This is a genomic window from Paracoccus sp. (in: a-proteobacteria), from assembly GCF_032007265.1.
Taxonomy (GTDB): Bacteria; Pseudomonadota; Alphaproteobacteria; order Rhodobacterales; family Rhodobacteraceae; genus Paracoccus.
This window is the reverse complement of sequence record NZ_DALZMB010000116.1, coordinates 1-11,586: the sequence shown is the minus strand read 5'-3', so window position 1 is coordinate 11,586 and position 11,586 is coordinate 1. Positions and strand designations below refer to the sequence as shown.

Here is an 11,586-nt window from a genome sequence, read left to right as displayed (position 1 = left end):
TCTTCATCTCGTTTCAAATGACATTTGCCGCAATTACCGCCGTATTGATCATCGGTGGTCTGGTCGAGCGGGTCAAATTCGGGGCGCTATTGGCATTTTGCCTGCTGTGGGCGATATTCGTCTATTTCCCGGTGGCGCATATGGTTTGGGACAGCGCCGGATTGATCTTTGGCTGGGGCGCGCTTGATTTCGCAGGCGGCACGGTGGTGCATATCAACGCCGCGGTGGCCGCGCTGGTCGGTGCCTTGGTGCTTGGTCCGCGGATTGGCTATATGAAGGAAATGATGGCGCCTCATTCCTTGCCGCTGGCGCTGACTGGTGCTGCGGTTCTATGGGTCGGTTGGTTTGGCTTTAATGCCGGATCCGCGCTAGAGGCAGGGCCGGATGCGGCACTGGCCATGATCAACACCTTTGCCGCGCCTGCGATTGCGATCTTGACCTGGGCGGGGCTGGAATGGGCAACGCGCGGCAAGGCTTCGCTGCTGGGCGGGATCTCGGGCATGGTGGCCGGGCTGGTTGCAATTACGCCTGCGGCGGGAACGGTAGGGCCAATGGGGGCCTTGGCACTTGGCGTGATCGGGGCAGTCGGCGCCTATTACTTTGTCACAGTGGTGAAGATCAAACTGGGCTATGATGACAGCCTTGATGTTTTTGGCATCCATGGGGTCGCAGGTATTCTGGGTGCGCTTGGGACGGGGGTTTTCACCGCTCCGGGCTTGGGCGGCACCGGCGGCGCAGATTATGCCATTTTGGCGCAGACCTTGGTTCAGGCCAAAGCCGTCGTGGTGACGATCCTGTGGTGCGGGGTCATCTCATATCTGTTGTTCAAGCTGATTGATCTGACCATCGGCCTGCGTGTCACGCGCGAGGATGAGCGGCAGGGCCTTGATATCTCTAGCCACGGCGAGCAGGCCTATCATCAGTAATATCGTCAGCATCACGACAAAATGGCCGGGTTTGCACCCGGCCATCGGCTTGTCTTGATCCCTTCGGACGCGATCTGCCCTAGCTTTGCGGGCGAGTCTTTTTGGGGTCGTAATGCGATAGCGTGACGACTGTTGCCGGAATGCGCATCTGTTGGCCGTCAAGTTTGCCAACCTCTAGCTGGGTGCCGGGCGTGGCGACGGTCGGATCGACGCGAGCCAGAGCAATGTTCTTGCCCAAAAGCGGCGAGCGCGTGGCCGAGGTGATCTCACCCACCTGAGCGCGGCCTTGGAAAATTCCATCGCCATGACCGATCAGCAAATTGGCATCGACATCAAGGCCCACGAATTTGCGGGCCGGGGTCTCTTTGCGCCGGATCAGCGCCTCGCGGCCGATAAAATCGACCTGTTTCGACTTCAGCGGCACCGTAAAGCCGATACCGGCCTCGAACGGATCGGTCTGAGCACAGAAGTCGTATCCCGCAAAAATCAGACCGGATTCAATGCGCACCATATCCAGCGCATCCAGCCCCATCGGCTTAAGTCCCAGATCCTGACCATTTTCCCAAACGGCATCCCAAACCGCAGATCCGTCGCGCGGGTGGCAGAAAATCTCGTAGCCAAGCTCACCCGTATAACCCGTACGCGAGACGACAACCGGAATGCCTTTGGGGCCGCCGATACGCGCAGGCGTCAGGCGGAACCAGCCCAGATCCTCGATCTTGGTCTGATGTTCGGCGGTCCAGATGAACCGCTTAAGGATCTCACGCGAATTCGGGCCTTGGACGGCAAGGTTGTGCATCTGATCGGTCGAGGAACGGATCATGACCTGCAAACCGGCTTTTTCAGCCTGTTCGCGCAGCCATTCGCCGCCGTATTCCTCGCCGCCGATCCAGCGGAAATTGTCGCGCCCCAGGCGATAGATCGTGCCGTCGTCGAGCATGCCGCCCGAGGGGTAGCACATGGCGGTATAGACGACCTGACCGACCGCAAGTTTCGAGACGTCGCGCGTCATCGTATAGTTCAGAAGCGCCTCGGCATCGGGGCCGGTGATCTCGAATTTGCGCAGCGGCGACAGGTCCATGACCACCGCGGCCTTGCGGCAGGCCCAATATTCGTCGATCGCGCCATTGTTGGAATAGACGGTCGGCAGCCAGTAACCGCGGTAATCGACCACATTCGGCGTCAGCGCCGAGGTCCGTTCGTGGAAGGCGGTTTCTTTGGTCATGCGCGGCTCCGCATTCGGGGTGGGGCGCCAAGCAGCGGCGCGCTGGAATTTCTCGGCACCCGAATAGGTGCGAACGTGAATGTCGCTAAGGTACCAACCGTTTGCAGGCGAAGTATCATCTGGACATGCAGAGTTGACGCAGACGATGTCGGTCAGCGCTCGGAACAGAACGTAATCGCCAGGCCGTGACCAGGGCTCGTCCGAGATCAGCACACCATGGGCATCGATTGCGGTGTTGAAGAACAGGTTGACCGCCATCCAGCCCGGACGCGCCGCGATGTTATATTCCGACAGTGCATAGTTGAAGTTGTCCGAGCAGTTGATATGGCCCGGATAGCCGATGTCGTCGTAATATTTCGCCGCGCAGGCCATGGCAAAAGCGTCATGGCGCCCGACAGTGTCCTGCACGACCTCGATCAGGGCGGTCATGTCCTGATCATAGTATTTGTTATGCAGACCCGGCATCGAATAGGCATGGCCCATGATCGTGCGCGATGTGGTGACATCAATGGGACGCTCGATGCCCTTTTCCAATTTGCGCGCGTCAAAGCATTGCAAATCGGTGCATTGGCGACCGTCCACATCCAAGACCTGAAAATAGTCTCCAGCCTTGACGAAATAGGCCCGGGCGGTGGCCGAGGAGACGCGCAGATCCAGAATGGGATCGGCCAAAGGCTCCGGCAGATCAAACTGACCGACCTGACGCGGCTTGGCACGTTGGACAAAGACCACCAAAGGCGTTGCCGTGTCCTGGCTGTGGGGGTCCATCTGCTCTGCGGGGGCTGCGATCAGCAAATGACCGGGCCTTGAGGCAGTAAAGCTTTCCTCGGTTCCAGCCTTGGTGCCGGGGTCGAAAAAACTGACAGCACCCGCTTTTGCCAAGTCGATGCCGCGCCGTTTCAGGCCCGACCGCAGCCCCGACAGGCCATCACCTGCCTGATCGCCGCGCGCCAGCAATGCACGCGTGCCCTCGGCCGTCGAATTCGAGGTGGCGCCGATGACGCCGGGATCTATCCGGCCCGTATCATCCGCTGCCACCAGCTCGCATCGTTGTCCGCCCTCGTGGTTCACGATGCGGATTTGATCGCCCTCGCGAAGGGCAACAAGCAGGGCTTTGCCACCCGCAACTTCATAGCGCTCGGGGGCATTGTGTTGCAGAATTCCGTTCGGACGGATCAAGCGACTGGCGCGGGGCGGACCAGACAGGACTTGTGGGAAACGCTCATCCAGCATTGCAATCTCGCCGGTTAGGGGTTGCGTTAGCGGAAAAATTCTTTCACTGTAAGAAAGACAATATCGAAGCCCTCCGCGGCTCGCAACCGGTTTGTCCGCGACCCCATACCACAGTATCAGATGGCGTCACCAGATCCCGGTCAAACCTAAGCCATAGCCATCATTCAGAGCTGATCGACGAAAAATTAAGATTGAAATTTTATTTTCAGCGTCAATAGTTAAGCGACTTTTTTGAATCCTGACTGCGGTCCGAAAAGGCGAATGTGCCTGCAACCGGTGCGTTCAGGAGTTAATCCAGTATTCCTGATTTCCCGTCCAAGATGGGCTTTGCGGATATTGATCCAAGACCGGAACATAAGGGTCGCCGCTACGGCCCGGGCAAAGGTGGAAGTAGACATGACCATCGATACAAAACTGGTAGCTGGCAGCAAGTCCAGCACTGCGTTGAAGCAAAACCCCCATCAGGTGCGCGACACGGGCGAGCGGAACCTGGAAACGGCTATCGGCCGAGCGCTGCGCGCAGTGCGCCAGCAGCAGGGTATGACGGTGGTCGAACTCTCCTCGCGGACCCATATTTCGATTGGCATGCTATCCAAGATCGAAAACGGGATCACCTCTCCGTCCTTGACGACATTGCAGACTTTAAGCCATGCGCTTTCTGTGCCGATCACCACCTTTTTCCGGGGCTATGAAGAGCGTCGCGAGGTGCAGCATGTCAAAGCTGGTCAGCATGTCGAGATCGAACGGCGCGGCACGCGGGCCGGTCATCAATACCATCTGCTTGGCCATATCGGTGCCAATAGTTCAGGTGTTGTGGTCGAACCCTATCTGATCGTGCTCACCGGCGAGGCGGATGTCTTTCCGACCTTTCAACACGACGGTATCGAGCTGCTTTACATGATCGAAGGCCGGGTCGGCTATCGCCATGGCGAGCAGATTTTTGTGCTGGAACCCGGCGATAGCCTGTTGTTTGATTCCGATGAGCGGCACGGACCGGAGGAGCTGATCGAGCTGCCGGCGCGCTATTTGTCGATCATCTGCTATCCTCAGACCTGACTCCGGGGCAATCCCCGGAGCCGTGGACGCGCTTTGGCGCGTCTATTCGTCGGGCCACCAGCCAAGCGAGGTTGGCGCGCCGTCGTCATATTGTGCTAGATAGTTCACAAGCAGCTGGCGATTGCGGGCAAAGCCTTTGTATTCGGCCAGTTCCTCGGGCAGGGTTTGCAGGATGCGATGCAGGCGGCGTGCCCATTTCGGCTGCGTGACCAGATCTTGGAAGCTGATCAAATAGCAGCGGATCGGGAAGACGATCGCATTCGAGCGCGGCAGCCGGAACAGCGTTTGCAGCTCGACCCGAAGATGCTGGCGCGAGCCAACGGTTTCGGGCGTCAAACTGGCCTTGGTGGGCCCCCATTTGGGGTAGTTTTCCGGGCTGGTGTCCAAAAGCGGATCGACCGTCATCGTCCAGTTGAAGCGACGCACCGGCGCACCATATTGCAGCTTGAGCAGGAATTTCAGCGCCCGATCAAAAATTCCCATACCACCGGCCAGCGGCACCGGGGCGTGCCACTCATGAAAGCTCATGCCGATGTCGAAATCCAAGGACCAGTCCGCTTGGCTTGTGACCATACCGGCCTCGATCCACAGATTGTCCTCGCGCTGATCTTGCAAGGTAAAATCGCCCTGTGTCTGACGGGTGATATATTCCATCGGCCCATAGGGCAGGGTGGTCTCGTCCAGGAAGGTAAAGGTGTCGTCGATGCCAAGCGGCTTGTTGACCCAATGCCAGCGGTTGCCATTCTTGGTCAGCTGGAACAGATCGGGATAATCACGCGCCTTGCTGTCCATGATCAGCTCAAGCAGATCCCAGCCTGCCAAGGTCATATGAGGCAGCGACTGGCAGCGCAAAGGATCATCGGCCAGCACGCGAGCCCGGTCTGCCATTTCCGCGACGTAATGTTCGTCTACGTCGAAAGCATGTTCAAAAACCGAGCCTTTCCGACCAGAGACATGCGGTTCGATATTGACCGAATACATGTAATCATCTTCGGGGAACGGGAATGGAAAGCGCCGGATCGCCTCTTTTGAGTTGCGGTAGGTGAAGTCGTTGCGAAACGTCTCGTCGTTGAACTGAACTCCCATCGGCCCCTCCTTACAGGTCCAAGACCAGCCGCTCGCCGGCGAAGCGCGACACACAGGGCATGATTTTTTTGCCCGAGGCGCGCTGATCCGGGGTCAGCCAGTGGTCATTATGTTCGATATCACCCTCGCAGGTGATCACGTCGCATTCACATTGGCCGCAGGCGCCACCCCGGCACAGATAGGGCGCATCGACACCATTGGCCTCGATGGCTTCAAGCAGGGATTGCACGGCGCCGACCGAAATCGTTTTGCCCGAACGGGCCAGTGTCACCTCGAAGGGCTCTCCGACCGGGGGGGCCAGAAACTCTTCGGAATGGACGGCACCTTTGGGCCAGCCAGCCTTTGCGGCATGGTCATGAACCGCGTTGATCATGCCCTTGGGTCCGCAGGTATAGACATGCGTGCCAAGGGGCTGACCGCGCAACAGCTTGGGCAGATCGATAAAGCTGCCCTCATCATCAAAGTAAAGATGAACGCGGCTGTCATAGCTGCGCTTAAGCTCTTCGCCAAACTGGCCAAGTGCGCGGCTTTGCACGGCGTAATGCAGCTCGAAATTTGCATTGCGCTGATCCATCTGCGCCATATGGGCAATGAAGGGCGTGATGCCGATGCCGCCTGCAATCAGCAAATGTCGCCGCGCCCGCGCGTCTTCGGGGAACAGGTTGACGGGGTAAGAGATGGTCATTTCCATCCCTGGCTCGACATGGTTGTGCATGAATAACGAGCCGCCGCGCCCAAAGTCGTCACGCCTGACCGAGATCGAATAGCCTTCGGTATCTTGTGGGTCACTCATCAGCGAGTAGGGGTTCAAACGCCGCGTGCCATTGTCGTTCATCTCGACGACAATATGACTGCCGCCAGAAAAGGGCGGGACGGGGCTGCCGTCCAAGGGCACGAAGCGAAAGGTCTTGATCAGCGCATTAACCGGAATGACCTCGGCGACGCGGGCCTGAATTTTGGGTGCTCCGCTCATCGGAATTTCTCCACCATTTCGGGGACAAGGCCGGGGTCTTCTGCATCGATGTTGACGCCCTGAAATGCGGCCAGGCGACGCGAATAGTGATCGCGCACGAAAAGATGCAGGCCACAATGGCTACAGACCATCGGATCCGTGGTGACGTTTTCAGTGATCCCCTTGCAATGCACACATTGAACCCGGCGCGCCAAAGAGCCGCGATGTTCGCTGTGCATCCCGTCATGGGGGAAGCCGACCTTCATCGCCTCGCTTTGAACAACACCGATCAGTGTTTCGGTCCCCGCCAGATAGATCTGCAAGCCCATATGCTCATCCCCCAGCGCTTTGCGCACCCGCGACATGGCGGCGGCAAGCGAGGGGCCGTGATAGAAGCGCGCGGCACCCAGACGGGCAAGTTCATCGCCCCTGTCGGTGCCATTGGCGGCCTTCACATAGATGATATGCGCATTGGGACGCAAATCCATACCCTGCTGATCGGCCTTGGCGAAGAGGTCAAGGATTGCGCCTGCCCCTTCGCCATCTGCGACCATCAGATGGGCACTGCCTTGGTGGGGTTCGAGAACACCATAGACGGGCCGTGTCGAAATCGAGGGCGCGAATACGGTTTTCGTCATGGTCCTACCTCAGTTTTATATCAGCCCTTGGCGGTGCGAAGCTTCTTGTCGACGTCATAGAATGGCATCGAATGGGTCACTGCCGCGACATCCTTGCCCCCCGATTTGACCGTGACTTTGGTTCCGTCATTGGCATAGGCCACGGGCAGACGGGCGATGGCGACGGTGTATTTATTCACCGGCGAGACCAGACCCTGAGTGACCACCCCGATCTTTTTGTCGCCATCATAGACGGCCGAGCCGATTTCGGGCTGCTCATCGGTGTCCAGTTTCAGACCCCAAATCTTGAAGCGCTCTTTGCCCTTCAGGCGGGCATGCTCTTCTGCACCGCGGAAACCGGTAAAGTTCGGCGAGACGGTGAAATCAAGGCCAAGCTCCCACAGCGTATCGCCGGGGCCTTCGTTCTCGAAGGGGAAGGTTTCCGAGTTGTCACCGGGATAAAACAGCAGATAGCTTTCGGTCCGCAGCAAATCGAGCGTGCCAAACTGAACCGGGACAATCCCCATTTCAGCGCCTTCCTCGACGATCCGATCCCAGATTGCCGGGGCATCTTCGCCGCGGCAGAAAATCTCATAGCCGCGCTCTCCGGTATAGCCGGTGCGCGAGATCATGACCGGCTTGCCAAACAGCGAAGTCTGGATATGGCCGAAATAGGCCAGATTGCGAATGCCCGGAACATGCTTTTCAAGGTAGTCCACGGCAAGCGGCCCCTGAAGCGACAGGTCGTGCATGTTGTCATCGAAGTTGATCGAGACATCTTTGCCCACCCCGGCAGCGTTCAGCTGCTCAAGGCCCGCGCCCGTACCATGCACCAGCAGATAGGTGTTCGGACCCTGGCGATAGATGACGCAGTCATCAACGAATTTCCCCGCATCATTGAGCATGCAGGCATAAACCGCGCGGCCCGGCATCAGCTTGGCCATGTTGCGGGTGGTCGCACGCTCGATCACATGTGTGGCGCCAGGGCCGGTAACGTGCACTTTTTTCAAGCCCGAGACATCCATCAGGCCAGCTTTGGTCCGGATGGCGACGTAATCGTCAATCATCGGCTTGTCATAGGTCCAGGCAGTTGGCATGCCGTTCCAGTCTTCCAGATTGGACCCCAAAGCCCGATGCCGGTCCGCCAATGTGGAAATGCGCCAAGAATTCGCCATGCTCTCCCCCCGTATTTTAGCAAGTCGTCGTCTTCTTGTTCTGATGCGAGCACTCTGGGAGCGTAAAATCAAAGGAAAAGAATATTCCTAAGAGAAAAGTATTGCATGAAAATTGCGAACTGTTTGCCTGAAACATGGAAAATCAACGGCCTGCCGCACAGGGTTGTGCGACAGGCCGTTTCACTCAGCTTTGAGCGTTGGCTTAACTGGGCGAGACGAAAAACCAGTTGGAAAACAGCACGACCCCAAGTCCGGCCAAAAGCGCCAGATAGGGCAGAATGCCCGCGCGTCGCGGCCCCAGATCCCCGTCGGGGTCCAGACCCAGATCCTCCATGGCTTCGCGCGGAAAGCGACCTTTATCCGTGACCCAATGGCGATAGGCAAAGACCGGGATGATCAGTGCGGCAAAGATCAGCCCTGCCCAAAGCGCCTGTGAATATCCCCAGACCTTTGCGCCTGCGCCAAGAAAGATAGCATTGACGAAGGCAAGGACGGTATTGGTGCCCAAAAGCCAGTTCGGTGCCTTCCACGGGCGGTCCAGATGCGGCGAGTCGATGCGATGGATCCAGCCGGCGTTGAGGTTGAGGAAGTTGAACATCAGATAGCCGACGTTGGAAATCGCCAGCACATAGAAATACCCCCCCGGATCCGAGGCCAGCGCCAGCAGGAACGTATTGAACACCAGATCCTGACGCATCGCCCCGACCGGAGCACCGTTTTCATTCACCTTGCTTAGGTATTTTGGCAGCCAGCCATCTCGCGAGCCCTGATAAAGCGTGCGCGACGAGCCTGCGCCCGCCGTCATGATCGACATCATCAGCGCAAGGATCATCAGCAAAACGAAAAGGTGGATGACGATGCTCGAGGACGAGATCATACGCCCCATCGCCTCTCCGATGCCGCTGCCATCGGCAATGGCCGGTGCCAGCAAGCCCTCGTGGCCATAGACGCCCTGAAACGCAAAGGGGATCAGGATGAAAAACAGCATGCACAGAAGGCCGGAATAGAAAATCGCCTTGAACGTGTCGGTCTTGGGGTTCTTCAGCTCTCGGGTATAGCACACGGCCGTCTCGAAGCCGTAAGTGGACCAGGCGGTGATATAAAGCGCGCCCAGAATCAGGGTCCAACCGCCCACGTTCCATGAGCCCTCGACCGGCGAGTTGGCGGCAGCCGGGGGCACGATGTTGGTCACATTGCTCCAGTTGATCGAGCCAGTCAGGATCGGAATGATCCCGGCGGCCAGCAGGGGAACCAGCACGATGATCGCCAGCACCTTTTGGACACCCGCCGCCGTGCCGATGCCACGTTTCTGAATCGTGTACATCGTCAGCATCAGCGCCACGCCGACCACGAAGGTCGTGTTGAAATGCAGCGTGCCCAAGGCGGGAATGGTGAACTGCGCGGCCTCCCACGTGCGGATGGCGGGGGTCAGCGCCGTGATCGCATCCGCCGAGAGCAGGGCCTGAATACCCTGGGCTGCAGATTGCCCGGGGTTGGCCGCCAGCCATTCCAGCACGCGCGGACTGCTTTCCGTCAGGCTGCTGGCATGGGCCGCGATCCAATCCGCAACCTGCGGACTATTGGCCATGGGAATGGGGAAGAAGGCGTTCAGGATATAGCCTGCGGCAATGGTACAGCCCAATGACAGGACCGGGCTCCAGGCGAACCAGTTGCACCAGACCGACAAGGGCGCGACCAGCTTGGAATATCGCATCCAGGCCGTTGCACCATAGACCGACGTTCCACCGGATTTATTGCCGAACATCCCTGCCATTTCGGCATAGGTAAAGCTTTGCAAAAAGCCCATACACATGGATACCGTCCAGACGACGAAGGCTACTTTGCCCGCGACCCCGGCGATACCGCCAATCGAAAACAGCACCAATGGCGGCACACCTGCCGCCACCCAGAATGCACCCTGCCAAGACAGGCTGCGCATCATTTCATTTTGGGAACTCTGGCCTTCCACCTGACCGTATTCGCCTGCTGGTGGGATTGCGGAAGGCTGCGGGATATCCGTCATTGCGTTTCTCCGACACCTGTTGGTTCGGGCAGAGTGGCGCAGATTTTGCTTCCTACAAAGAAAAAAATTCTACCCCCGGTTAAAAACTGCGAATCATGCAATGCGGTAACTTGTCGCGCATCCCGGCCCTGACGCAGATCTTCTACGTCCCATTTCGCCGATTGACGCAGCTTTTGGGCTATCTTTGTACATGTTGAAGCCGTCCCGGCGGCGCGAAGGGGCAGATGCCCCACAATCTGGAAGGGAAAATTCCACGTTTTTTTAAATAGTTCTACGACCTTACTCGAAATTTTATTCTCAGGGTGGTGCCGGGGCTTCCCGCTGATACGTTCTCGGTGCAGGATCATCCCGCGCGGCCATGGCAGTTGGGCTACGTGGTCAGTTTGACCCGGATGTCGCTACGGCAAGATGCGGTATCCAAGCAGCAAACCGCCTGCCAAAAGGCCGGCTTTGCCCCTTCAGGCAAGGCCGTGCAGGGCTGCGACGAGTCGGGGGAGAGGAAGGCGGAATGACACGCGATTTGCACGATTTCGCAACCAAGCGAGGGATCAGGCATTTCCTGATTTCCTATACCGACCTCTTTGGGGCGCAACGTGCGAAAATGGTCCCAAGCGATGCGATCGCCAGCATGAGCCGAACCGGAGCCTCTTTTGCGGGTTTCGCAAGCTGGTTCGATCTAAGCGCTGCCCATCCCGATCTGATCGCCATGCCCGACGCCGAGGCGGTCATTCAGCTGCCGTGGTTGCCAGATGTGGCGTGGCTGCCTGCCGATTGCTATCTGGGTGGACAAGAGTTCATGCAGGCCCCGCGCAACATCTTGGGCAAGATGGTGCAGCTGGCGCAAAAGGCCAAGCTCAGGATCCGCACGGGCGTCGAGCCGGAGTTTTTCTTGCTGAATCCCGAAGGGACCTTGCCGTTTGATCCGATGGATCGGACCGAAAAGCCCTGTTACGATCAGCAAGCCATCTTGCGCCGTTTTGGCATGCTGTCCGAGATGATGGATCACATGTCCACCATGGGCTGGCGGCCCTATCAATGTGACCACGAGGATGCGCGCGGCCAGTTCGAGATGAACTGGGATTATGATGACGCGCTGTTGACGGCTGACCGGCATACGTTCTTTAAATTCATGCTGCGCGCGATTGCTGAAAAGAATGGTGCGCGGGCCAGCTTCATGCCCAAGCCTTTTGCGGGGCAAAGCGGCTCGGGGTGTCATGTCCATATTTCGGGTTGGAACCTTGAGGGCACCAAAAACCTGTTTCTGGACCCGGATGCCGAGCTGTCCCTGTCCCA

Annotated in this window: 8 protein-coding genes and 1 pseudogene; 3 read left to right on the top strand and 6 right to left on the bottom strand. The window is 58.2% G+C overall.

The genetic code is table 11. The features are described 5' to 3' along the window. Positions 1-926: ammonium transporter (locus tag RTS12_RS17795; RefSeq protein WP_312530904.1), on the top strand; the 926-nt coding region annotated here is incomplete at its 5' end. A 79-nt stretch (positions 927-1,005) separates the two neighbouring features. On the opposite strand, the gene RTS12_RS17790 is transcribed toward RTS12_RS17795, so the two are convergent. Further along, the gene (locus RTS12_RS17790; RefSeq protein ID WP_312530902.1) at positions 1,006-3,384 is read right to left on the bottom strand and encodes a DUF1989 domain-containing protein; all 2,379 of its coding nucleotides are present in this window, start codon (positions 3,382-3,384) and stop codon (positions 1,006-1,008) included. Positions 3,385-3,780: 396 nt separating this feature from the next. On the opposite strand from RTS12_RS17790, the gene RTS12_RS17785 reads away from it, so the two are divergent. Next, complete coding sequence (locus tag RTS12_RS17785) at positions 3,781-4,440, top strand: helix-turn-helix domain-containing protein (RefSeq protein WP_312530900.1); 660 nt, start codon at positions 3,781-3,783, stop codon at positions 4,438-4,440. 42 nt (positions 4,441-4,482) lie between these two features. Here the strand turns inward: RTS12_RS17785 and RTS12_RS17780 are convergent, their stop codons facing one another. The 5 genes from RTS12_RS17780 to RTS12_RS17760 form a co-directional block, all read right to left on the bottom strand. Beyond that, positions 4,483-5,526 (bottom strand): DUF3445 domain-containing protein, encoded by a 1,044-nt coding sequence (locus tag RTS12_RS17780; protein ID WP_312530898.1) that lies wholly within the window; start codon positions 5,524-5,526, stop codon positions 4,483-4,485. Between the two features lie 10 nt (positions 5,527-5,536). Further along, the gene (locus RTS12_RS17775; RefSeq protein WP_312530896.1) at positions 5,537-6,499 is read right to left on the bottom strand and encodes a PDR/VanB family oxidoreductase; all 963 of its coding nucleotides are present in this window, start codon (positions 6,497-6,499) and stop codon (positions 5,537-5,539) included. Beyond that, on the bottom strand, positions 6,496-7,116 hold the full coding sequence (locus RTS12_RS17770; RefSeq protein WP_312530894.1) for a dimethylamine monooxygenase subunit DmmA family protein: 621 nt from the start codon (positions 7,114-7,116) through the stop codon (positions 6,496-6,498). Before RTS12_RS17770 ends, RTS12_RS17775 begins: the two co-directional genes overlap by 4 nt. 20 nt (positions 7,117-7,136) lie before the next feature. Next, positions 7,137-8,270 carry an aminomethyltransferase family protein gene (locus tag RTS12_RS17765; RefSeq protein WP_312530892.1) on the bottom strand — a complete coding sequence of 378 codons (1,134 nt, stop codon included), beginning with the start codon at positions 8,268-8,270 and terminating at the stop codon, positions 7,137-7,139. A 202-nt stretch (positions 8,271-8,472) separates the two neighbouring features. After that, a complete protein-coding gene (locus RTS12_RS17760; RefSeq protein ID WP_312530890.1) occupies positions 8,473-10,293 on the bottom strand; it encodes an APC family permease in 1,821 nt (606 codons plus the stop codon). Between the two features lie 508 nt (positions 10,294-10,801). On the opposite strand from RTS12_RS17760, the pseudogene RTS12_RS17755 reads away from it, so the two are divergent. Further along, a pseudogene (locus tag RTS12_RS17755) lies at positions 10,802-11,586 on the top strand (type III glutamate--ammonia ligase); the annotation flags it as partial.